Here is a 21,674-nt window from a genome sequence, read left to right as displayed (position 1 = left end):
CCACACGATGCCACGCCCCAGCTCGGAAAACCACGGTCTGACCACCCTGCCGGCGACCGACGCGTTCCGCGTGCTCAGCGGGGTCGCGCTGCCGACCATCGCCAACGGCGTGATCAAGCGGCTGCCACCGGTGATGAGGCTCGCGGAGAAGGTCCGCGTGGACGAGACCGCCGACCGGGTGCTGCGCCGCCTGCGCGACCGCCACGGTGACGGGCCCTTGCTGATCAAGGCGGGCGGGCGCACCTTCGCCCTGCCGCTCTCCTCGGCGGACGCGGGCCGCGTGCTCGACGGGTCACCGTCCCCGTTCAGCCCGGCCAACCTGGAGAAGAGCGCGGCGCTGTCGCACTTCCAGCCCCACGGTGTGCTGATCTCGCAGGAACCCGAGCGCGGCCAACGACGCCAGTTCAACGAGAACGTGCTGGAAACCGGTGAGCCGCTGCACCACCTGGCGCCCGCCTTGGCCGAGAAGGTGCGGGAAGAAGCGAGCCGGATGCTGGCGCTGGCGGAGGTCGGAGGCAGGCTCGACTGGCACACCTTCAACGTGGCGTGGTGGCGGATCGTGCGCCGGGTGACGCTCGGCGACGCGGCCCGCGACGACCACCGCACCACGGATCTGCTCGCGGGCCTGCGAATGCGCGCGAACCTCGCCTACGGCATGAAGAAGAACCGGGCCGCACGGGAAGAACTCGGGCAGCGGCTGCGCGCGCACGTCGCCCGCGCGGAGAAGGACTGCCTGGCCGGCGTGGTCGCGCAGGCACCGGCACAGCCGGAAACCGATCCGCTGGGTCAGATCCCGCACTGGCTGTTCGCCTTCGACGCCGCCGGGATCACCTCCTACCGCACGCTGGCGCTGCTCGCCACGCATCCGGCCGAGCGCGCGAAAGCATTGGAGGACAAGGGTCCGCTGCTGCCGTACCTGCGTGCGTGCGAACTGGAATCGGTGCGCTTGTGGCCGACCACGCCGATGATCCTCCGTGACTCCACAGAGGACACCGACTGGCCGGGTGGCACGCTGCCGGCCGGGAGCACCGTGCTGATCTTCGCCCCGTTCTTCCACCGCGACGAGGAGGAACTGCCGTTCGCGCACCGGTTCACCCCGGAGATCTGGCTGGACGGCCGGGCTCAGGAACACCCCGCGCTGGTGCCGTTCAGCGCCGGGCCCGCCGAATGCCCCGGCCGCAACCTGGTGCTGCTGGTCACCAGCACCCTGCTCTCGGCGTTGCTGGAGCGGGCCGAGTTCACCGCGCTCACCACGCTGGAGCCGGGCCGACTACCGTCTACTTTAGACAACTTCGGGCTGCGGTTCGACATCACAGCACCGCGACAGCGGCCTTGAGGTCGGCGACGAACGCCGCGTAGGCCTCGTCGCGTTCGCGGGACCGCAGGATCGACGAGGGGTGCACGGTGGCCACGGCTCGTGCGTCGTGGCCACCGGGCAGTTCGAGTACCTCGCCACGGCGTTCGGTGATGCGGAAGTCCGGCCCGAACACCGCCTGCGCCGCCGTCGCCCCGAGCAGGATCACCAGATCGGGGTTCACCGCATCGAGTTCCGCATCGAGCCACGGGCGGCACGCGACGATCTCGGTGCGCCCGGGCTTCTTGTGGATGCGGCGGGAGCCGCGCTCGTCGCGGCGGAACTTGAAGTGCTTGACGGCGTTGGTGACGTACACGCCGTCGCGATCGATCCCGCTCTCCGCCATGGCGCGGTCCAGCAGGCGCCCGGCGGGCCCCACGAACGGTTCACCGCGACGGTCCTCCTGGTCACCGGGCTGCTCGCCGATCATCATGGTCCGCGCCTGCCTGGTGCCCTCACCGAAAACCGTCTGCGTCGCGTCCTGGTAGAGGTCACACCCGCGGCACCCGGCCGCCGCCTCGCGGAGGCGGGCCAGGTCCTTGGTCGCGGGCACGAACTCGGCCGCGGTTTTCGCCGTGGTCGCCACGAGACGGGACTACCCGGGTGGCGAGCGGGGAAACCTCAGCCGAGCAGGAAGGCGCGGGCCTGCTCGGCGACCGGCTCCGGCGCCATCCAGAACGCGGAGTGGTCGTGGCCGTCCAGGGTCAGCACGGTGACGTCCGGCAGGATCCCGGCCAGCGCGTGGGCACCCTCGCGGATGAAGTCCTCCCCGTTGCCGCCGACGGCCACCGCGATCGGCGCCTCGATCGACCAGCGGTCGGCGGGCAGCGGCTTGCCGTCCTGCAGCCCGCGCAGGATGCGGGCGTCGTAGGCGTAGGTGTGGGCGTACTTGGCCATCTCGTCCCACGACGGGTCCTGCTTCATCGCCGGGATGTACTCGGCCGGGACGCGGATCATCTGGGTCATGAAGTACTCGACGGCCTCGCTGCGCTTTCCGGCCGCGACCAGTGCTTCCAGGTGCTCGACGTAGTCGGCGGGCGCGGGCGGCCGCGAGCCGTCGACGATGAACGGCGGCTCGTAGAGGTAGAGCCCGGTCACCTTGTCGCCAAGGGCACTGGCCGCATCGAGGGTCAGGCCGCTACCACCGGATCCACTGGCCAGGGCCGCGGAACCGCCCAGCACCTCGACCAGTGCGGCGATGTCCTCGATCTCGCGGGCCGGGTCGTAGGGCTGCGGGTCGCCGCTGGCGCCGCGGCCGCGGCGGTCGAAGGTGAGCACGGTGAAGTGCGCGGACAACGCCCCGGCCACCCCGGCGACCCCGGAGCGGTCCTCGGCGACGTTGCTGACCACGATGATCGCGGGGCCGGAACCGGTGGTCTCGTAGGCGATCGTGGTGCCGTCGGCGGAAGTGATGGTGGACATGGTCTTTTCTCTTTCGTTCGAAGGGGTTTCGAGCAGGCTGCCGAGGCGGTCGAGCGCTTCGGCGTAGCCTTCGGCCATCTGGAGTTCGACGGCCCGCTGCAACGCGGCACCGTCGGGAAAGGTCGCCGTCACCTCGACCGTGCAACCGGCGCCGGACGCGGTGAAGGTGACCGTGGTCGGGAAGGTCCCGGTACCGTCGGACTGCCACGCCTCGTCGGCGAAGGTGTCCTCATAGGACAGTTCGGCGCGCGGGACCACGTTTCCGTAGGTGGCGAGGACGCGGACCGGGCCGGCCGAGCCGTCCTCCGGGGCGATCTGGAACCGCCAGCGCCCGCCCGGCCGCACGTCCATCTCGTGCACGGTCGCGGCCCAGCCTTCCGGCCCCCACCAGCGGCTGATGGCCTCGGCGTCGGTCCAGGCCCACCAGACCCGGTCGAGACCGGCGGAGTAACCGCGGCTGAGGTGAATGGTGTTGCGCGACCGGTCGATCGCGATGCCGTCCGGCATGGTCAGGCTCCCTGCTGGTTCGTGTTGTCATCGAGAAAGGCGCCGAGGCGGTCCATCCGCGCCGACCACAGTTCGGCGAACCCCGCCGCCCAGTCGCTCAGCTCACGCATGGCTTCGGGGTGCAGGCGGTAGATCCGCTGCTGGGCCTTCTTGGTCACTTCGACCACGCCGGCGTCGGCGAGCAGCCGCAGGTGCCGGGACACCTGTGGCTGGCCGAGGCCCAGTGCCTCGACGATCTCCCCCACCGACCGCGGTCCGTCCCGGAGCAACTCGACGATCCGGAACCGGTTCGGCTCCGAGATCGCCGTCAGTCGTTGTTGCACGTTGTTGGCCACGCCATGAACATACACGGCGACATATATACACGCAAGTAGATGTACTAGCCCTCTGACGATTTGCTGGCGTCGGCGAGCTTCTCCGACGGGGTCGGCGGCTGGGTCTTCCGGCGGAACGGGGAAACGTGGGTCTCGTCCCGCCAGCGTGCCGACATGTGCGGGTAGTGCAGCTCGAACGCCGGGCGCTCGGACCGGATGCGCGGCAGCTCGGTGAAGTTGTGCCGCGGCGGCGGGCAGGTGGTGGCCCATTCCAGCGAGTTCCCGAAGCCCCACGGGTCGTCGACCTCGACGCGTTCGCCGTAGCGGTAGCTGCGCACCACGTTCCACAGGAACGGCAGCACCGACAGGCCCAGCAGGAACGCGCCCACCGTGGAGATCATGTTCAGCGCCACGAATCCGTCGCTGACCAGGTAGTCGGCGTAGCGGCGCGGCATGCCTTCGTCACCGAGCCAGTGCTGGACGAGGAAGGTGGTGTGGAAGCCGATGAACGTGGTCCAGAAGTGCAGCTTGCCCAGCGGTTCGTCGAGCATGCGGCCGGTGATCTTCGGGAACCAGAAGTAGATCCCGGCGAAGGTGGCGAACACGATCGTGCCGAACAGCACGTAGTGGAAGTGCGCCACCACGAAGTACGAGTCGGTGACGTGGAAGTTCAGCGGCGGCGCGGCGAGCAGCACCCCGGTCAGACCGCCGAGCAGGAAGGTGACCAGGAAGCCGATCGCCCACAGCATCGGCGTCTCGAAGCTCAACTGCCCGCGCCACATGGTGCCGATCCAGTTGAAGAACTTGATCCCGGTCGGTACCGCGATCAGGAAGGTCAGGAAGGCGAAGAACGGCAGCACCACGGCGCCGGTGGCGAACATGTGGTGCGCCCACACCGCGAACGACAGCGCGGTGATGCCGACCGTGGCCCACACCATCAGCTTGTAGCCGAACAGCGGTTTCCGGCTGAACACCGGCACGATCTCGGTGATGATGCCGAAGTACGGCAACGCGACGATGTAGACCTCGGGATGGCCGAAGAACCAGAACAGGTGCTGCCACAGGATCGCGCCGCCGTTGGCCGGGTCGAAGGCGTGCGCGCCGAGGTGCCGGTCCGCCAGCAGGGCGAACAGCGCCGCGGTCAGGATCGGGAAGGCGGCCAGCACCAGGATCGAGGTGAACAGGATGTTCCAGGTGAAGATCGGCATCCGCCACATGGTCATGCCCGGCGCGCGCAGGCAGATCACCGTGGTGGTCATGTTGACCGCGCCGAGAATGGTGCCGAGGCCGGACACGATCAGCCCGGAGATCCACAGGTCACCGCCGATCCCCGGCGAGTGGATGGCGCTGGAGAGCGGGGTGTAGGCGGTCCAGCCGAAATCGGGGGCGCCGCCGGGGGTGATGAACGCGGACAGCACGATCAGGCCGCCGAACAGGTAGAGCCAGTAGGCGAACGCGTTCAGCCGGGGGAAGGCCACGTCCGGCGAGCCGATCTGCAGCGGCAGGATGAAGTTCGCGAAGCCGAAGACGTTGGGGGTGGCGTAGAGCAGCAGCATGATCGTGCCGTGCATGGTGAACAGCTGGTTGTACTGCTCCTGCGAGAGGAACTGCAGTCCCGGATAACCGAGTTCGCCGCGCATCAGCAGCGCCATCAGCCCGCCGACCATGAAGAAGCCGAACGAGGTGCTCAGATAGAGAATGCCGATCTGCTTGTGGTCGGTGGTGCGCAGCAGGTTCAGCAGCATCCCGCCCTTGGCACCGGCGTACCGCGGCCGGTGCTCCACCGGCCGCGGCCCGAGCACTTCCTTCAACGCGGCCACGAAGTCACCTCCACGCGGACGCGGATACCCGTTCCGGGCCGGTTCACGCACTCGCGGCGGGTACTCGCGCTCTATGACGGCCAATCCCGAAACCGAAGGCCCGCCGATCGTCACCGGCGGGGATCCAGAGCACCCGACGATACTCGTCTTCGATCCTGACGGATTCGCCAAACACGGTGATCTTCCGGCAACCTGGCGTCCGTTGAGCGAACACCGCCGGGTCGCCGGCCAGAACCGAACGAGTGAGCAGGAGCGGGTATGACCGACGATGTGGCCGGCCAGGTGATCAAGGCTGAGCGGGATCGGATCCGATGTCTCCTCGACGTGGATCGCGACACCTACGACCGCTTGCACGCCGCGGAGTACCGGTTGTGCAACCCGACCGGCACCGTGTGGACGAAGGCCGAATACCTGGATCTCCTCACCACCGGGCGGGTCGCCTACCGGGAACTGGGGCTGACCGGCGACGTGGACGCCATCGTCGGCACCGACGTCGTCGTCCTCCGCTACCGGTGCGTTATCGAACTCACCGTCGACGGCGCGGACATCCCGCGGCACGATGCCTGGCACACCGACGTCTACACCAATACCGGCGGCACGTGGCGTTGTACCTGGTCGCAGGCCACCGGCATCATGGACCTTCCGCCGGCCGCACCCTGACCCGGCACGAGGCCTAGACAGCGAACTGCTCGAAGGCTTTCTTCGCCGGGAGCAACACCCCGGCCAGGCCGATTGTCAGGTTCAGCCCCTCACCCGAAACGAGGTCGCGTTCGAGGGCGTTCAGGGTTTCCCTGCCTTCCTCGACGATCGGGGCGAGTTCCGCACCATCGGCTCTGGCGCGGCTCAGGCGGGCGGTGGCTTCCAGCAGTTCGGCGAGCCGTTCGCGCACTTCCTCGCTCGGGTAGCGATAGGCGTCGTCCTTGCGCACGGCGTGGTCGAGCGCCTCGGCGAGTTCACGGACGTGCGGCCAGGCGGCACGCAGCAGCACCATCAGGTCGTGCCAGGGAGCCGCGTGCGCAACCCGGCCGCCCGATCTCGACCGCGGGTTGAACCGCACGCTTTCGGTCCCCCAGCCGGCGGCTTCCTCGGCGCGCCGGAGCAGTTGCTCGGTGTGGCGCGCCCTGGCGATCCACGTCGGTGAAGAGCCGGGAACGGACGGGTCCCGGAGCGTCGAGGCGATGTTGCCCAGCACGTCGGCGATTTCCGTGGCGACCGCTTTGGTGGCCACCTCGGTGTTGCGCGTGTAGACGGGCGGGAAGACCAGCGCGTTGACCGCCACCCCGATGGCCGCACCGAGCACGGTCTCGCCGATCCGGTCCAGCATCAGCACCGAGTCGTCCGCCGCCCCGTAGCTGACCAGCAGCAACGCCGTGATGCCGACCCAGACACCGCTCGGCCCGAAGCCGCGCCAGCGCCCGAGGACCAGCCCGGCCAGCACCACCAGGCCCAGCGCCACCGCCTGCCACGGCAGCACCTGGATGGCCACCGCGGCCAGCACCACCCCGAGCACCACGGCCCCGACCTGCTGCAACGCCGACCGCAGCGAACGGTAGACGGTGACCTCGACCAGGAACACCGCCGCGTACGGGGCGAGGAACGGCTGCGGCAGCCCCCACCACTCGGCGGCGACCAGCCAGGCGAGCACCGCCGCGATGGCGGCCTTCAACGCCTGGAGCAGCGCGGTCCGGCGCCAGTGCTCAGCCACTCGGCACCGGCTGGGCGGCACCTTCCACGCAGTAGACGGCGTACGCGGACCGGATGATCGGCTGGGCCACGTTGCGCACCCGCACCCCGCCCGGGGTCAGGCCCTGCTCGCAGCCGTAGTGCGCGTGCCCGTGCACGGCCAGGTCGACTTCGTTCGCGTCGATCGCCTCACCCAGCTGGTACGCACCGAGGAACGGGTGGATCTCCGGTGGCTCGCCGCGCAGCGTGCCCGGGATCGGCGAGTAGTGCGTCAGCGCCACCTTCACGTCGGTGCGCAGCTCCGCGAGCGAGGTGTGCAGCCGGTCGGCCAGTTCCACCGTGTGGCGGACGAAGTTCTTCATCTCCGGCTCGCCGAAGGCGCTCGCGCACTTGCCGGCGAACCCGCCGCCGAAGCCCTTGATCCCCGCCACGCCCAGGGTTTCCCCGCCGATCTCCAGCGTGGCGTTCTCGCCTTCGAGCACGGTGATCCCGTGCCTGCCCAGCAGTTCGGTGATCTCGTGCTCGGCGCCGCCGTGGTAGTCGTGGTTGCCCAGCACGGCCAGCACCGGCACCGGGAGGTCGGCGAACTCGTCGGCGACCACCCCGGCCTCGTCCACCGTGCCGTGCCGGGTCAGGTCCCCGGCCAGCAGCAGCACGTCGGCGTGCTCACCGAGGTGCTCCAGCGCCGGGCGGAGCAGTCCACGCGCGTCCTCGCCGAGGTGCACGTCACCGATGGCCGCGATCCGGATCACCGCAGTTCCTCCCTCGTAGCCGGTTCCCCCGCCGCCGAGACCCGCAGATCGTTGTGCACCCGCAGGTTCGGGGCGTGCTCGTGGACCACCTGCTCCAGTTCGGCGCGGCGCGCCTCGCAGGCGACCTCGCCGGACAGGTGCACGTGGTCGGCGCGGATGTCCACCCGCACCCCCAGTTCGGTGGTCCGCTCGTCCTCGGCGATCGCCCGGCGCAACCGGGCCGCCCAGTACTGCGGTACTTCTTCGGTGCTCATTCACGTCTCCACTACGTCCAGTTCCCGCAGCAGCACGAGAAAGGCGCGCGCGTACGGGGACTCCCTGGTCTCCTCGGCCACCCGCGCCCAGTCGACCTGTTCCCGCAGTTCCCTGGCGATCTGCAGCAGGCCGGTGAAATCGCACCGGTGCGGGCCGAGCACGAGCAGCTTGTCGGTCATCAGGTCGGTCCCGGTGACCACCGGGGCCATGGTCGAGCCGATGCGCATCGGCTCGGCGCGGTCGAGCGTCTCGTCGGTGACCTCGCGGTGGTTGGGCCGGAAGATCAGGTCGACCAGCACGTCGCCGTCGTAGACCTTGGTCAGCCAGTCCTCCGGCGGGTCGACCGGGATCATGCCCGCCTCCACGAGCACCCGGCTGGCCTTCTCCGCGTCGGACTCCTTGAGCAGTACGTCGACGTCGTGTTCCGAGGGTGGCCCACCCCGTGCGTACACCGCGAAACCACCGGCCACCGCGAACCGGATGCCTTGGTGCGTCAGCGCGTTCGCCACCCGGGTGAGGGTGTCGAGCAGGTCCTTCTCCGCCGTGGTCACGTCAGCCGGTTACCCGTTCGGCGCCCGGTCAACACGTTTGCCCCGGTCCGCTCCGGGTAACCGGTTGACGCACCCGACGGAAGGCCGAACCGTTGCCCGACGCCACCACGCCGGCTCGGTACCGCCGTGCCTGCGACTACCTCGCCGCCGCGATGATCTACCTGCGGCACAACGTGCTCCTGCGTGAACCCCTGCGCCCGGAGCACCTGAAACCGCGTCAGCTGGGCCACTGGGGCACCTGCCCCGGCCTCAACCTTGTCTACAGTGGACTGAACCGGCTGGTCCAGGAGACCGGCAGGCGCACCCTGCTGGTCACCGGACCCGGCCACGGCGCACCGGCCATCCACGCGAACCTCTGGCTCGAGGGCACGCACGCGGAGCACGACCCGCGACTCGGCCTCGACGGAAGCGGGCTGGCCGAGCTGGTGCGCCGGTTCTCCTGGCCCGGCGGCTTCCCGAGCCACCTCTCCCCCGACGTTCCCGGTGTGATCCACGAGGGCGGCGAGCTGGGGTACGCACTGGCGACCGCGTTCGGAGCGGCGCTGGACGATCCGGGGCTGCTCGTCGCCTGCGTGGTCGGTGACGGCGAGGCGGAGACCGGGCCGACCGCGGGTTCCTGGCAGGGCGTCAAGTTCCGCACGCCGGGGGTGGACGGCGCGGTGCTGCCGATCCTGCACCTCAACGGCTACAAGATCGCCTCGCCGACGGTGTACGGCACGATGTCGGACGGGGAGCTGACCGACTACTTCCGTGGCTGCGGGTGGTCACCCTTGATCGTCGATACGACCACCGCGGCCGACCCGGACCGGGCCCTCGCCGAAGCGCTCGACCAGGCCTACACCCGGCTGGAGCACGAACGGCCGCCGATGATCGTGCTGCGCAACGACAAGGGCGCGGGAGCACCGGGCGAGGACGCCGACGGCAAACCGCTCGCCGGAACGTTCCGCGCGCACCAGGTGCCGCTGACCAGCGCCGCCGACGACCCGCGCGAACTGGCGCTACTGGAGGAATGGCTGCGCTCGTACCGGCCGGAGGAGTTGTTCGACGAGCGTGGACGCCCGGCCGACGACCTGCTCGCCCTGCCACCCGAGGGCGACCTGCGGCTCGGCCGAGTGCCCCAGGCCAATGGTGGACGCCTGCGCGAACCGCTCCCGTTGCCCGACTTGGCGCGGTTCGCCGAGCCGGTCGAGGAACCGGGCAGCAGCACGGCCGGCGCGACCGAGGTGCTCGGTGCCTGGCTGGCCGAACTGATGCGCGCCACCGAAAGCCGCCGCGACTTCCGCGTCATGTGCCCGGACGAGCTGGAGTCCAACAAGCTCGGCGCGGTGCTGGAGGTGACCCCGCGCGCGTTCGCCCGCGAGGTGCCCGGGTACGCCGAGCACCTCGGGCGCGGTGGCCGGGTGATGGAGGTGCTGTCCGAGCACCTGTGCCAGGGCTGGTTGCAGGGCTACCTGCTGACCGGGCGGCACGGCCTGCTGGCCAGCTACGAGGCCTTCGCCTCCATTGTGGACGGAATGGTGAACCAGTACGCCAAGTTCCTCAAGATGTCCGGCGAGGTGGGCTGGCGTGCCCCGGTGCCCAGCCTGAACTACCTGCTCAGCAGCGACGGCTGGCGCCAGGAGCACAACGGCTACAGCCACCAGGGCCCCGGCTTCCTCAACTCGATGCTGAACAAGAAGTCCTCGGTGGCGCGGATCTACCTGCCGCCGGACGCCAACACGCTGCTGGTCACCATGGCGCGCTGCCTGGACACCACCGACCTGATCAACGTGGTGGTGGCCGGCAAGCAGAGCGCCCTGGTCTGGCTGGACCTGGACGAAGCCCGCGCGCACTGCCGGGCGGGCGCCGGGGTGTGGGACTGGGCGGGCACCGAACGCGGTGACACGCCCGAGGTGGTGCTGGCCTGTGCCGGAACCACCCCGACCACCGAGGTGCTGGCCGCCGCGTGGCTGCTGCGCCGCTCGGCGCCGGAGTTGCGGGTGCGCGTGGTCAACGTGGTCGACCTGCTCACGCTCGCGCCACGGGAACGCCATTCGCACGGCATGACCGACGACGAGTTCACCGCCTGCTTCGCCGAGAACGTGCCGGTGGTGTTCGGCTTCCACGGTTATCCGTCGGCGGTGCACCAGGTGCTGCACGGCCGCCCCCGGCCCAACCGCTTCCACGTGCACGGCTATCTCGAAGAAGGCACCACCACCACGCCGTTCGACCTGCTGGTGCGCAACCGGATGAGCCGGTACGACCTGGCCGCCGCCGCGCTCTCGCACGCCGAAGGCTGGGGTTCGCGGGGCGGCGACCTCGCCGACGCCCTGCTCCGCGAGCGCGACGAACTGCTGCACCGCGCCTACACCGACGGCGACGATCCTGCCGAATTCACCCAGTGGAGGTGGTCGTGATGCTGGTACTGACCGTCAATCCCGGCTCGTCGAGCCTGCGGGCCCACCTGGTCGACACCACGGACAACCGCGTGGTCGACGCCGCCGAGATCGGCCACCCCGCCGATTCCGACGAGGCACGCAAGGAGCTGCGCGAACTGCTCGACCGGGCACCGACGGGCGCGATCACCGCGGTCGGCCACCGGCTGGTGCACGGCGGCCAGGCGATCACCGCACCGGTGGCCGTCGACAACGAACTCTGCGAGAAGATACGCGAGCTGACCTCGCTCGCGCCGCTGCACGTACCGAACACGGTGGCACTGCTGGACTTCCTGCGCGACGCGATCCCCGAACGCCCGCACGTGCTGTGCCCGGACACCGCGTTCCACAATGGACTTCCGGAGGCGGCACGCACGTACGCGCTGCCGCGCGAGTGGCGCGAAGAGTGGGGGCTGCGCCGGTACGGGTTCCACGGCCTTTCGTTCGCCTGGGCCCTGCGCCGGGCGGCCGACCTGCTGGGCAAGCCCGCCGACGAGCTGAACCTGCTGATCGCGCACCTGAGCGGTGGCTCGTCGGTGTGCGCGGTGCGGGAAGGTCGCAGTGTCGACACGTCGATGGGCTTCACCCCGCTGGAGGGCCTGGTGATGGCCAAGCGGTCGGGCACGATCGACCCGGGACTGCTGTTGTGGTTGCTGCGGGAGGAAAAGCTGACCGTGGCCGAGCTGGAACGTGGTCTACAGCAGGAATCCGGCCTGCTCGGCCTCTCCGGCGGACTTTCCGAGGATACCCGTGACCTGGTGGCCGCGGCACGCGACGGGGATGACCGGGCCAAGCTGGCGCTGGACGTGTTCGCCCACCGGGCCCGCCGTGAGCTGGCGGGCGCCGCCGCGAGCCTCGACCGGATCGACGGGCTGGTGCTGACCGGGGACATCGGCTGGGACCAGCCGGAACTCGCCGAGGACATCGCGGCCGGACTGGGTGTGCTCGGTTTCCAGGGCGGCCTGGACACCGCCCGTGACGAGGACGCCGTCATCAGCCGGGCCGGTGTTCCGGTGCTGACCGTGCGGTCCCGCGAGGAACTCCAGCTGGCCATGGAAACGGCGCGCGCCGCACAGCCAAATCGGGCGTGAACGGCGCGCGCCGCAGCTTGATCACGCGGGTTGCAACAGGACCTTGATCGCCCCGTTGGTCTTCTCCTGGAACATCTTGTACGCCTGCGGGGCGTCTTCCAGCGGGAGCCGGTGCGTGGCCAGGTCCCGCACGCCCAGCGGATCGGCGTCGTCGCCGACCAGCGGCAGGATGTCGTCGATCCAGCGCCTGACGTTGGCCTGCCCCATGCGCAACTGGATCTGCTTGTCGAACAGCTCCATCATCGGCAGCGGGTCCAGCATGCCGCCGTAGACCCCGCTCAGCGAGACGGTGCCGCCGCGGCGGACCGCGTCGATCGCCGCGTACAGCACGCTGAGCCGGTCGATCCCGGCCTTCTCGGTCACCTTCGCCGCGATCGGCTTGGGCAGCAGGCCGACCAGCTGGTGCGCGAGCTTGCCCGCCGGGGCGCCGTGCGCCTCCATGCCGACCGCGTCGATCACCGCGTCGGCACCGCGCCCGCCGGTCAGGTCGCGGATCACCCCACCGGCCTCCGGCTGGGTGCGGAGATCCACTGTGGTCACCCCGTGCCGCTCGGCCATGGTCAGCCGTTCGTCGACCAGGTCCACGCCGATCACCTTGCCCGCGCCGCGGTGCAGCGCGACCCGGCAGCACATCTGCCCGATCGGGCCGAGCCCGAAGACCACCAGGCTGCCGCCGTCGGGCACGTCCGCGTACGCCACCGCCTGCCAGGCGGTCGGCAGCACGTCGGACAGGTAGACGAACTGCTCGTCCGGCGGGCCGTCGGGCACCTTGATCGGGCCGTACTGGGCCTGCGGGACGCGCAGGTACTCGGCCTGGCCACCGGGGACCTGGCCGTACAGCTTGGTGTAGCCGAACAACGCGGCGCCCTTGCCCTGCGCCTTGACCTGGGTGGTCTCGCACTGCGACTGCAGGCCCGTTTCGCACATGTAGCAGTGCCCGCAGGAGATGTTGAACGGCACCACCACCCGGTCCCCCGGCTTCAGCGCGCCGGCTTCGGCCCCCACCTCCTCGACCACGCCCATCGGCTCGTGGCCCAGGATGTCGCCTTCGCCCATGAACGGGCCCAGCACCTCGTACAGGTGCAGATCCGAGCCGCAGATGCCGCTCGAGGTGACGCGGATGATCGCGTCGGTGGGTTCGAGCAGCTTCGGATCGTCGACCGTGTCGACCCGCACGTCGCGCTTACCGTGCCAGGTGACCGCTTTCATGCTGTCCTCCATCCCACGTCTTGTTGCCACTCGGGTGCCCGTGGCCGCCGTGCGCAAACGTCCGTTTAGCCGCCGTCGGCGCGCGGTACCCGAAGTCGTATGGCTGAGACAGTCGCTGACTTCGTGGTGGAAAGGTTGCGGCAGTGGTCGGTGGGACAGGTGTTCGCCTATCCCGGCGACGGCATCAACGGATTGGTCGCCGCGTTCGGCAGAGCGGACAACGACCCGCGGTTCGTGCAGGCCCGGCATGAGGAGATGGCCGCGTTCCAGGCGGTGGGCTACGCGAAGTTCAGCGGGCACGCCGGGATCTGCCTGGCGACCTCCGGCCCCGGCGCCATCCACCTGCTCAACGGGCTCTACGACGCGAAACTGGACCACGTGCCGGTGGTCGCCATCGTCGGCCAGACCGCGCGCAGCGCGATGGGCGGCAGCTACCAGCAGGAAGTGGACCTCCAGGCGCTGTACAAGGATGTCGCCAGCGAATACCTGGTCGAGGTCAATGTCCCCGAGCAACTGCCGAACGCACTGGACCGGGCGATCCGGACCGCGCTCACGCAACGCGCGCCGACCGCGCTGATCATCCCGGCCGACGTGCAGGACGAGGAGTACACGCCACCGCAGCACGAGTTCAAGCACGTGCCGTCGAGCCCGCCGGACCTGCCGCGCACCACCATGGTGCCGCCGTCCGAGCAGCTCGAGGCGGCGGCCGAGGTGCTCAACTCCGGCGAGAAGGTGGCCGTGCTGGCCGGCCAGGGTGCCCGCTCCGCCGTCGCCGAACTCACCGAGTTCGCCGAACTGACCGGCGCCGGAGTGGCGAAGGCGTTGCTGGGCAAGGATGTTCTCTCCGACGAACTGCCCTTTGTCACCGGTTCGATCGGACTGCTCGGCACCCGGCCCAGCTGGGAACTCATGCAAGGATGCGACACCCTGCTGATCGTCGGCTCCAGCCTGCCGTACTCGCAGTTCCTGCCGGAGTTCGGCCAGGCGCGGGCGGTGCAGATCGACCTGGACGGCCGATTCCTCGGCCTGCGCTACCCCACCGAGGTCAACCTGCTCGGTGACGCGCGGAGCACGCTGCGAGCGCTGCTGCCGCTGCTCACCCGCAAGGACGCGGCGGACTGGCGGTCGAAGATCGCGAAGAACGTCGAGGACTGGTGGGACACCGTCAGCAAGCAGGCGATGGTCGACGCGAAGCCGGTCAACCCGATGCGGGTGGTGCACGAACTCTCGGCACGCGTCCCGGAGAACGCCATCGTCACCGCGGACTCCGGGTCCACCGCCAACTGGTACGCGCGGAACCTCCGGATGCGCGGGGACATGCGAGGGTCGCTCTCCGGCACGCTGGCCACCATGGGCTGCGCGGTGCCGTACGCGATCGGCGCCAAGTTCGCCCATCCGGACCGCCCGGTGATCGCGCTCGCCGGGGACGGCGCGATGCAGATGAACGGGCTGGCCGAGCTGATGACCATCGCCCGCTACCGGACACTGTGGACGGACCAGCGGCTGGTGGTCTGCGTGCTGCACAACGGGGACCTGAACCAGGTCACCTGGGAGCTGCGGGCGCTGGGTGGCGCGCCGAAGTTCGAGGAGTCGCAGAACCTGCCCGAAGTGTCCTACGCCGATTTCGCGCGCGGGATCGGTCTCGGCGGCATCACCGTGGACGCGCCGGACCAGCTGGGCCCGGCCTGGGAGCAGGCGCTCGCCTCGGACGGCCCGACCGTGCTGGACGTGCACTGCGATCCCGAAGTGCCCCCGATTCCGCCGCACGCCACCTTCGACCAGATCAAGGCGACCACGCAGGCCGTGCTCCGCGGTGACCCGAACGCCTGGCACCTGGCGAAGGAAGGATTGAAGACCAAGGCGCAGGAACTCCTTCCCTAGAGGGAGGCCGGTCCAGCTCGCGGGGGAAGCCGCGCGGCCCGTTCCTCCGAGAACCTGCTCACGGCGGGTTCGAGGAGGAACGGGCATGACAAAACCGGCAAGAACACTGGGGAAAACGCTTCCGAGGCCGAGCGGGCGGCACGCCGTCGGGCGGGTGACGCTGCGGCTGGTCGACTGGTCCCGGTCCGATCCCTGGGTGCCGGAGCAGCCGTACCGCGAACTGATGGTGAGCCTCTGGTACCCGTCGACGGGTGGCGGCAGGCCCGCGCGCTACCTGCGCCAGGGTGCCGCGGCCAGCCTCGAGTGGATTGACGGGCTCGATGTCACGGATGTCGGCCTGCACACCGACGAGGGCGCCGCGGTACCGCGCGGGGAGAAACGACCGGTCCTGCTGTTCTCCCCGGACTTCGCCACCCCGCGCGATCTCTGCACCACCCTGGTCGAGGACCTCGCCAGCCACGGCTACCTGGTGGTGACCATCGACCACACCTACGAAACCGCGGTCGACTTCCCCACCGGCCGGATCACCGAGCGGCGGGCCGACCGGGCCCGCATCCCGGCGCGCGTGGAGGACGTGCGGACCGTGCTGGCCAAGCTGACCTCACTGGCCGAGGGCCGCATGCCCGGTGATGGCCATTTGCCGCCGGGACTCGGCGAAATCCTGGACCTGAACCGGCTGGGCGTGTTCGGCCACGGCGCGGGTGGCGGCACCGCCGCGGAGGCGATGTACCGCGACAACCGGCTGCGCGCCGGTGTGGTGCTCGACGGGGAGTTCCTGCCGCCGATGCCCGGCCACGACCTGGACCGGCCGGTGCTGCTGTTCGGCAGCGAGGGCGCGAACCGCGCGCACACCACCGATCCGGCCGCCGGATCGTTCTGGGCGCGTCACCGCGGCTGGAAACGCGATCTTCAACTGGTGGGCACGACCACGCTCTCGTTCACCGACCGTGAGCCGCTGCTGCCGCACGATCCGGCCGAGCTGGGCACGACGGCACCGGGCAAGGTGGTCACCGCGACGCGGACCCACCTGCGGGCCTTCTTCGATCTTCATCTGCGCGAGCGGCCGACCCGGCTGTTCGACGGGGCGCTCAGCCGGTGCCCGGAGGTGCGCTTCATCCGGTGACCGGGCGGCGCGAGTCGATCGCGTCCCGGCGCAGCCTGTCGGTGTGCTCGGTGATCGCGGCGACCTCGGCGGCCAACTCCTCGTGCCCGGCTTCGAGCTGCTGGTTCGCCGCGGCCAACGGGGAGAGCAGTGCCGTCGCGTCGTTGTCACCGAGTGCCCGCTCCACCCGGCCGGCGCTCTCGGAGTCGAGCCCGCCCGCCGCGCTGACCTGCCCGGCAAGGCGTCGCAGGGAGCTGGAGTTCTCGCGAGCCCAGGTGGCCACCGCCCGGTCGCCCGCCCGCCGGTCGCGTTGCGCCCGCACCCGGCCTTCACCGGTCGACTCCCCCGAGGCCGACGGGTTGAGCCGCAGGTACCGGCGTTCGGCCGCCTGGCGGCTGGCCACCCCGAGCGCGGGCGCCAGTGCCGCCCAGCTGACGCCCCGCGCGCGGGCCGCCGAGATCAGGTCCGGCTCCCAGGCCGCCAGCTCCTCGCGCAGCAGGCGCAACGCGGTCAGCGCGTCGAGCAGGGCCTGCGGGCTCGCTCCGGGATCGTCGCGCACCGCGCCGACCTGCCGCAATCGTGCCTCGGGCTCCATTTGTCATCCTTTCGACGACTTTCAGCTTGTCATCATTGTGACGACATGCTAGAACACTTGGTGCGTATTGACACCCCTTGACCGCGAACCCAGGAGGTGGAACCGATGTTGATGCGCACCGACCCGTTCCGTGACCTCGACCGCCTGCTGCAGCTCGGCAGCACGGCCGGTACCTGGTCGAAGCCGGCGGCGATGCCGATGGACGCCTACCGCTCCGGCGAGGACTTCGTGGTCATGTTCGACCTGCCGGGCGTGGACCCCGACGGCATCGAACTCGGCATCGAACGCAACGTGCTCACGGTGAAGGCGGAACGGCGGCCGGCCGGCGAAGCCACCGAGATGCAGGTCGCCGAGCGGCCCCTCGGGGTGTTCTCCCGCCAGCTGTTCCTCGGCGACTCGCTGGACACCGAGCACATCGGGGCGCACTACGAAGCCGGGGTGCTGACCCTGCGCATCCCGATCGCCGAACAGGCGAAGCCCCGCAAGATCGCCATCTCCGGCGGCGAAACCGACCGCAAGGAGATCAACGCCTGATCCGCGCCGGCCGCCGCCGTCCCCGGCGCGGGACGGCGGCCCATCCCGAGAGGCTCACGAACCCGTGGTCCCCCTGCTGGAAACCGATTTCGAGTTCACCCGCGCCCTGCGCGCCTACACCGCGGCCGTCGGCTCGGCCTGCGGCGCCGGGCCGGAGTCCTGCACCGTGGACACCGGCACCCCGGCGTCCGCCTACGTCGCACTCGACGGACGGCTGCCCCGCTTCCCCGACCGCGACGTGGCACTGATCTGGGACGAACGCCACGGCTGGGCACTGGCCGTGGAAACCCATTCCGCCGAAGACCTGCTCGTGCTCGGTTATCTCGGGCGCGACCCGCTGGCCCGTCCGGCCGAGGTGGCCAGGTACGCCGCCAGGGCGCTCGCGGGGAAGCCCGGCCGGGCCGAGCCGCCGTGGCTGCGCGAAGCGGGCGATCACGACCGGCTCACCGACCGCCTCCGGCCCTACGTCACCAGCCTGCTCGCCGCGAGCTGAGCCCGTCGCTCCGTCCACTGTGTACAGTGCCCGGGTTCAGAACTTCGGTTCCTCGTACCGGCGGCCCTTGAGTTCGTGGAACCCGGGCACGGCGGCGACCAGCAGCGTGCCGTCCCACAGGCGCCCGGCCTCCTCCCCGCGCGGCACCCGGGAGATCACCGGGCCGAAGACCGAAACCCCCGCCGACGAGATCACCGGGGTGCCGACGTGGTTGCCCACCTTCGCGATCGCCTCCTCGTGTGAGGCCCGCACGACCTGGTCGTACTCCGTCGATTCGGCTGCCTCAGCCAGTTCCTCCGGCAGTCCCGCGTCGGCGAGCACGCCTTCGAAACCCCACTGGCCGTTCTGGTGCACCCGCGTGCCGAACGCGGTGTAAAGCTCGGCCAGTGCCTGCTGCCCGTAACGCTGCCCGACCGCGGCGAACAGGCGGACCGGCATCCACAGGTAGCCCTCGGTGTCGCCTTCCGGGTCCACTTCGGCGTTTTCGTTGAGCACGGCCAGGCTCATCACGTGCCACCGCACCTCGACCGGGCGCACCCGCGCCACCTCGGTCATCCACCGCGAGGTGAGCCAGGTGTACGGGCACGAGGGGTCGAACCAGAAATCGGCGATCCGCTGCTCGGTCATCACGCGTTCCCTTCTCGCGCCGGCGGGCGCAGCCCGTGCTGGTTGCGGTAGGCGGCCCGGTCCGGTGGCCGCCAGCCCTCGAGCAAGGTGGCGGCCGGCCGGTACACCTCCACCCCGATCGGGTGACAGGTGTCCAATGGGTCGCGGGCGTCCGGTCCCCACAATGGCACGGAAAGGTCACCCCCGGGACAGGTGGACAACGCGCACAGCAGATCGAGTTCGGCGAAGAACTCGAAAAAGTCGCCTGGACGCGCCGGGCAGGCTTTCATGAAATAGCGGTCTTCGGCATTGAGCCCGGTGCACTGGAAAACGTTGAGCACGTCGTGCACGTCGAATTCGGTGAGCCCGTGCGGCAATATCGCGCGCACCAGGTTCGAATGGCAGTGGAAATCGAAGTCCTCGCCGGTGAGCATCCGGTTCACGTAGGGATCGCAGCGGGTGCCGAGCAGGTCGTGGACCCGGCCGCCGTGCTCGTCCGGTCCGTACCCGGCCAGCGTGTCGGCGGTGACGGTGACCAGCGGGCGCAGGAACGGCAGGTTCGACCACAGCCGGTCGAAGGTGCTCACGTGCGCGCGCTGCAGCTGGCGGGTGCGCGAGGCCCACAACCGTTCGCGCGGATCGTTGGCGTTCCACAGGTTCAGGTCGCCAACCTGTGGCCCGTCCACGGTCACCAGCCGGCACAGGTGCCCGCGCGGGACCGTCCACGCGCGACCGGACCGGATCGGCACCTCGAACCGCTCCACCAGCTCGCGTGGCCCATCGGCCAGCCCGCGGTAGAACTCCTGGTCCACGCTCAGCGCGGCGCCCTGGTACGCCGCCGGGAAATCAGCCATTCGCATGCTCCTTCCGGCCGTTCGAATAAGGGTAGTGCCGATGCATGAGGGGTATTTACGATGCGGCGCGCAGGGGGTTGCCCGACCGGCGCGCGGGTGTTCGGATTGTCGCGCTCGAACGGCCCGGCCGGATTCATAGTAAGCGATTTTCGTTCCCTCTGCCGGGTCCGGACCGTTTTTTCCGCCAATCGCCGAGGAGCAACCGTGTCCGCAGAACGACGAAGAACACCGGCCCGCGGCTGGGTACTGGCCGCGTCGCTCGCGCTGTGCGCCACCGCCTTCGCGCAACCAGCGAGCGGAGCGGAGCCCACGCCGGCCCCACCGGCCGGCGACGGCCTGGCGCTCACCCCGCCGATGGGCTTCAACAACTGGAACACCACCCACTGCGAGGCCGATTTCAACGAGACGCTGGTCCGCGACATCGCCGACATCTTCGTCTCGCACGGGCTGAAGGAGGCCGGGTACACCTACGTCAATCTCGACGACTGCTGGGCGTTGCCCGAACGCGCGCCCAACGGTGATCTGGTGCCCGATCCCGTGCGCTTTCCCCACGGCATCAAGGCGGTCGCCGACTACGTGCACTCGAAGGGGCTCAAGTTCGGCATCTATTCCAGCGCGGGCACCAAAACCTGCAACGAGGCGGGGTTCCCCGGCGCGCTCGGCCACGAGCAGCAGGACGCGAACCTGTTCGCCTCGTGGGGAGTGGACTACCTGAAGTACGACAACTGCAACAACCAGGGCGTCAACGCGATCGAGCGGTACACGAAGATGCGCGACGCGCTGCGGGCCACCGGACGGCCCATCGTGTTCTCGATCTGCGAGTGGGGCACGAACCAGCCGTGGGAGTGGGGCAAGGGCGTCGGGCACCTGTGGCGCACCACCATCGACATCAACGACAGCTGGGCCAGCATGCTCAGCATCCTCAAGCTGAACATGGTGCGCGCCGACCACGCCGGGCCGGGGCACTGGAACGACCCCGACATGCTGGAGGTCGGCAACGGCGGCATGACCGCAACCGAGTACCGCTCGCACTTCTCGCTGTGGTCGATGATGGCCGCTCCCCTGCTGATCGGCGCCGACCTGCGCAAGGTGACCCCGGAGACCTTCGAAATACTGGGGAACCGGGACGTGATCGCGGTCGACCAGGACCCGCTGGGCGTGCAGGGCAGACCGATCCGCTCGGCCGGCGGGCTGCACGTGTTCGTGAAACCACTGGCGGGCGGGGACCGGGCGGTCGCGCTGTTCAACGAGAACGACACGCCGGCCCGGATCGAGACGAACGCCGCCGAACTCGGCCTGCCCCAGGCGAGCGGTTACCAGTTGCGCGATCTCTGGGCGCACACCGACGCGCACACCGCCGGCACGATCAGCGCGATGGTTCCCGCGCACGGCACCGCGATGTACCGGATCGGCGCGGACCGTCACTGGTTCCAGTACCCGCCCGCGCTCGACGCGGCCGCGGAGGTCGAACTGTCGTACGCGAGCGCACTGCCGGTGGTCGCCCCCGGCACCCCGGCCGCGTACACCACCACGCTCGGCAATTCCGGTGGCGCGCCGGTGAACTCGGTGCGGGCGAAGCTCCTCACCCCGCCGACCTGGTCGGTCCGCGCCACCTCGGACCCAACAACCACGACCCTGCGCGAGAACGAGCGGTTCCGCACCACGTGGGAGGTTTCGGCACCACCGGGCACACCGCCGGGCCGGTACCCGGTCAGCGCGAGCTTCGACTACGTGAACCCGCAGACCGGCGCTCCGGCGACACTCACGCACACTTCCGAAGCCGTGGTCCCGGAGGTGCCGCAGACCGGCACGAGGTACCTCAGCGACGTGCCTTGGCTGCGCTCGTACAACGGCTGGGGCCCGGTGGAGATCGACCGCGCGAACGGCGGGCGCCTTGCCGGTGACGGCGGGCCCCTGACCCTGCGCGGGGTCACCTACGCGAAGGGGCTCGGCACGCACGCGCTTTCATCGGTCGAGTACTTCACCGGCGGTGCGTGTTCCGAGGTGCGCGCGCTGGTCGGCGTGGACGACGGCAGGGCCGGCTCGGTCACCTTCGAGGTGTGGACCGACGGAGAACGGGCCTACGACAGCGGGCCGCTCACCCGCACCGATCCGGCCAAGGAATTGGTCGCCGACATCTCGGGTGCGAAGGCGGTGCGGCTGGTGGCCACCGACGCGGGCGACGGCGTCCAAAACGACCACGCGGACTGGGCGGAGCTGACGCTCACTTGCTGAGC

General features: G+C 70.0%; 22 protein-coding genes. 10 read left to right on the top strand and 12 right to left on the bottom strand.

The genetic code is table 11. The features are described from left to right. The first annotated feature begins 7 nt into the window (after positions 1-7). Positions 8-1,336, top strand: a complete 1,329-nt coding sequence (locus YIM_RS14800; protein ID WP_153030912.1) for a cytochrome P450 — start codon at positions 8-10, stop codon at positions 1,334-1,336. On the opposite strand, the gene YIM_RS14795 is transcribed toward YIM_RS14800, so the two are convergent. Genes YIM_RS14795 through ctaD form a run of 4 tightly spaced genes read right to left on the bottom strand, consistent with a single transcriptional unit; the run spans position 1,311 to position 5,342 of the window. Further along, positions 1,311-1,940, bottom strand: coding sequence for a UdgX family uracil-DNA binding protein (locus YIM_RS14795; RefSeq protein WP_153030911.1), 630 nt, complete (start codon positions 1,938-1,940; stop codon positions 1,311-1,313). The two genes, YIM_RS14800 and YIM_RS14795, sit on opposite strands and share 26 nt — an antisense overlap. Positions 1,941-1,975: 35 nt before the next feature. Then, complete coding sequence (locus tag YIM_RS14790) at positions 1,976-3,283, bottom strand: alpha/beta fold hydrolase (RefSeq protein ID WP_153030910.1); 1,308 nt, start codon at positions 3,281-3,283, stop codon at positions 1,976-1,978. 2 nt (positions 3,284-3,285) lie between these two features. After that, positions 3,286-3,618: a helix-turn-helix transcriptional regulator gene (locus YIM_RS14785; protein WP_228004727.1), complete on the bottom strand. Its 333-nt coding sequence runs from the start codon at positions 3,616-3,618 to the stop codon at positions 3,286-3,288. Positions 3,619-3,662: 44 nt separating this feature from the next. Next, positions 3,663-5,342, bottom strand: coding sequence for a cytochrome c oxidase subunit I (gene ctaD, locus YIM_RS14780; protein ID WP_153036993.1), 1,680 nt, complete (start codon positions 5,340-5,342; stop codon positions 3,663-3,665). Between the two features lie 148 nt (positions 5,343-5,490). Between ctaD and YIM_RS14775 the strand changes: the two genes are divergently transcribed. Beyond that, positions 5,491-5,679: a hypothetical protein gene (locus YIM_RS14775; RefSeq protein ID WP_153030909.1), complete on the top strand. Its 189-nt coding sequence runs from the start codon at positions 5,491-5,493 to the stop codon at positions 5,677-5,679. Then, the gene (locus YIM_RS14770; protein ID WP_153030908.1) at positions 5,676-6,077 is read left to right on the top strand and encodes a nuclear transport factor 2 family protein; all 402 of its coding nucleotides are present in this window, start codon (positions 5,676-5,678) and stop codon (positions 6,075-6,077) included. Before YIM_RS14775 ends, YIM_RS14770 begins: the two co-directional genes overlap by 4 nt. A 13-nt stretch (positions 6,078-6,090) precedes the next feature. On the opposite strand, the gene YIM_RS14765 is transcribed toward YIM_RS14770, so the two are convergent. From YIM_RS14765 to YIM_RS14750, 4 genes are read right to left on the bottom strand one after another with little or no spacing between them, the layout of a single operon-like run. Next, positions 6,091-7,122, bottom strand: coding sequence for an aromatic acid exporter family protein (locus tag YIM_RS14765; protein WP_194240155.1), 1,032 nt, complete (start codon positions 7,120-7,122; stop codon positions 6,091-6,093). Then, positions 7,115-7,852, bottom strand: coding sequence for a metallophosphoesterase (locus YIM_RS14760; RefSeq protein WP_194240154.1), 738 nt, complete (start codon positions 7,850-7,852; stop codon positions 7,115-7,117). Before YIM_RS14760 ends, YIM_RS14765 begins: the two co-directional genes overlap by 8 nt. Beyond that, entirely contained in the window at positions 7,849-8,106 is a 258-nt protein-coding gene (locus YIM_RS14755; protein ID WP_153030906.1) for a BON domain-containing protein, read from the bottom strand. Before YIM_RS14755 ends, YIM_RS14760 begins: the two co-directional genes overlap by 4 nt. Next, positions 8,107-8,658 (bottom strand): nucleotidyltransferase family protein, encoded by a 552-nt coding sequence (locus YIM_RS14750; protein ID WP_153030905.1) that lies wholly within the window; start codon positions 8,656-8,658, stop codon positions 8,107-8,109. It lies immediately after the preceding gene. A gap of 92 nt (positions 8,659-8,750) precedes the next feature. Between YIM_RS14750 and YIM_RS14745 the strand changes: the two genes are divergently transcribed. Together YIM_RS14745 and YIM_RS14740 are read left to right on the top strand one after the other, a co-directional pair. Then, a complete protein-coding gene (locus YIM_RS14745; protein ID WP_228004726.1) occupies positions 8,751-11,054 on the top strand; it encodes a phosphoketolase family protein in 2,304 nt (767 codons plus the stop codon). Continuing rightward, entirely contained in the window at positions 11,054-12,163 is a 1,110-nt protein-coding gene (locus tag YIM_RS14740; RefSeq protein WP_194240153.1) for an acetate/propionate family kinase, read from the top strand. Before YIM_RS14745 ends, YIM_RS14740 begins: the two co-directional genes overlap by 1 nt. Positions 12,164-12,184: 21 nt before the next feature. Here the strand turns inward: YIM_RS14740 and YIM_RS14735 are convergent, their stop codons facing one another. Continuing rightward, on the bottom strand, positions 12,185-13,372 hold the full coding sequence (locus YIM_RS14735; RefSeq protein ID WP_153030904.1) for a zinc-dependent alcohol dehydrogenase: 1,188 nt from the start codon (positions 13,370-13,372) through the stop codon (positions 12,185-12,187). Positions 13,373-13,471: 99 nt separating this feature from the next. On the opposite strand from YIM_RS14735, the gene YIM_RS14730 reads away from it, so the two are divergent. Next, positions 13,472-15,253 (top strand): thiamine pyrophosphate-requiring protein, encoded by a 1,782-nt coding sequence (locus tag YIM_RS14730; protein WP_153030903.1) that lies wholly within the window; start codon positions 13,472-13,474, stop codon positions 15,251-15,253. Between the two features lie 85 nt (positions 15,254-15,338). Beyond that, positions 15,339-16,376, top strand: a complete 1,038-nt coding sequence (locus YIM_RS14725; RefSeq protein ID WP_153030902.1) for a hypothetical protein — start codon at positions 15,339-15,341, stop codon at positions 16,374-16,376. On the opposite strand, the gene YIM_RS14720 is transcribed toward YIM_RS14725, so the two are convergent. Continuing rightward, positions 16,366-16,950, bottom strand: a complete 585-nt coding sequence (locus YIM_RS14720) for an HSP18 transcriptional regulator (RefSeq protein WP_228004725.1) — start codon at positions 16,948-16,950, stop codon at positions 16,366-16,368. The genes YIM_RS14725 and YIM_RS14720 overlap by 11 nt on opposite strands. A gap of 105 nt (positions 16,951-17,055) precedes the next feature. Between YIM_RS14720 and YIM_RS14715 the strand changes: the two genes are divergently transcribed. After that, complete coding sequence (locus YIM_RS14715; protein WP_153030901.1) at positions 17,056-17,484, top strand: Hsp20/alpha crystallin family protein; 429 nt, start codon at positions 17,056-17,058, stop codon at positions 17,482-17,484. Positions 17,485-17,548: 64 nt separating this feature from the next. Continuing rightward, on the top strand, positions 17,549-17,977 hold the full coding sequence (locus YIM_RS14710) for a DUF6292 family protein (protein WP_153030900.1): 429 nt from the start codon (positions 17,549-17,551) through the stop codon (positions 17,975-17,977). A gap of 36 nt (positions 17,978-18,013) precedes the next feature. Here the strand turns inward: YIM_RS14710 and YIM_RS14705 are convergent, their stop codons facing one another. Continuing rightward, positions 18,014-18,604: a disulfide bond formation protein DsbA gene (locus tag YIM_RS14705; RefSeq protein WP_153030899.1), complete on the bottom strand. Its 591-nt coding sequence runs from the start codon at positions 18,602-18,604 to the stop codon at positions 18,014-18,016. After that, positions 18,604-19,437: an urea carboxylase-associated family protein gene (locus tag YIM_RS14700; protein ID WP_153030898.1), complete on the bottom strand. Its 834-nt coding sequence runs from the start codon at positions 19,435-19,437 to the stop codon at positions 18,604-18,606. The genes YIM_RS14705 and YIM_RS14700 overlap by 1 nt, the downstream gene beginning before the upstream one ends. Positions 19,438-19,641: 204 nt before the next feature. On the opposite strand from YIM_RS14700, the gene YIM_RS14695 reads away from it, so the two are divergent. Beyond that, positions 19,642-21,672, top strand: a complete 2,031-nt coding sequence (locus YIM_RS14695) for an NPCBM/NEW2 domain-containing protein (protein WP_228004724.1) — start codon at positions 19,642-19,644, stop codon at positions 21,670-21,672. The last annotated feature ends 2 nt before the right edge of the window (positions 21,673-21,674 follow it).

It is taken from the genome of Amycolatopsis sp. YIM 10 (genome assembly GCF_009429145.1).
In the GTDB taxonomy this organism is placed as follows: domain Bacteria; phylum Actinomycetota; class Actinomycetes; order Mycobacteriales; family Pseudonocardiaceae; genus Amycolatopsis.
The sequence above is the reverse complement of the archived record's forward strand: the minus strand, read 5'-3'. Positions and strand labels throughout refer to the sequence as shown.

Excerpts from the sequence above, each read along its gene's own strand:
- YIM_RS14700 (WP_153030898.1), bottom strand. The coding sequence starts at position 19,437 with ATGGCTGATTTCCCGGCGGCGTACCAGGGCGCCGCGCTGAGCGTGGAC.
- YIM_RS14770 (WP_153030908.1), top strand. The coding sequence starts at position 5,676 with ATGACCGACGATGTGGCCGGCCAGGTGATCAAGGCTGAGCGGGATCGG.
- YIM_RS14735 (WP_153030904.1), bottom strand. The coding sequence starts at position 13,372 with ATGAAAGCGGTCACCTGGCACGGTAAGCGCGACGTGCGGGTCGACACG.
- YIM_RS14730 (WP_153030903.1), top strand. The coding sequence starts at position 13,472 with ATGGCTGAGACAGTCGCTGACTTCGTGGTGGAAAGGTTGCGGCAGTGG.
- YIM_RS14725 (WP_153030902.1), top strand. The coding sequence starts at position 15,339 with ATGACAAAACCGGCAAGAACACTGGGGAAAACGCTTCCGAGGCCGAGC.
- ctaD (WP_153036993.1), bottom strand. The coding sequence starts at position 5,342 with ATGCTGCTGAACCTGCTGCGCACCACCGACCACAAGCAGATCGGCATT.
- YIM_RS14720 (WP_228004725.1), bottom strand. The coding sequence starts at position 16,950 with ATGGAGCCCGAGGCACGATTGCGGCAGGTCGGCGCGGTGCGCGACGAT.
- YIM_RS14715 (WP_153030901.1), top strand. The coding sequence starts at position 17,056 with ATGTTGATGCGCACCGACCCGTTCCGTGACCTCGACCGCCTGCTGCAG.
- YIM_RS14740 (WP_194240153.1), top strand. The coding sequence starts at position 11,054 with ATGCTGGTACTGACCGTCAATCCCGGCTCGTCGAGCCTGCGGGCCCAC.
- YIM_RS14790 (WP_153030910.1), bottom strand. The coding sequence starts at position 3,283 with ATGCCGGACGGCATCGCGATCGACCGGTCGCGCAACACCATTCACCTC.
- YIM_RS14705 (WP_153030899.1), bottom strand. The coding sequence starts at position 18,604 with ATGACCGAGCAGCGGATCGCCGATTTCTGGTTCGACCCCTCGTGCCCG.
- YIM_RS14775 (WP_153030909.1), top strand. The coding sequence starts at position 5,491 with ATGACGGCCAATCCCGAAACCGAAGGCCCGCCGATCGTCACCGGCGGG.
- YIM_RS14755 (WP_153030906.1), bottom strand. The coding sequence starts at position 8,106 with ATGAGCACCGAAGAAGTACCGCAGTACTGGGCGGCCCGGTTGCGCCGG.
- YIM_RS14800 (WP_153030912.1), top strand. The coding sequence starts at position 8 with ATGCCACGCCCCAGCTCGGAAAACCACGGTCTGACCACCCTGCCGGCG.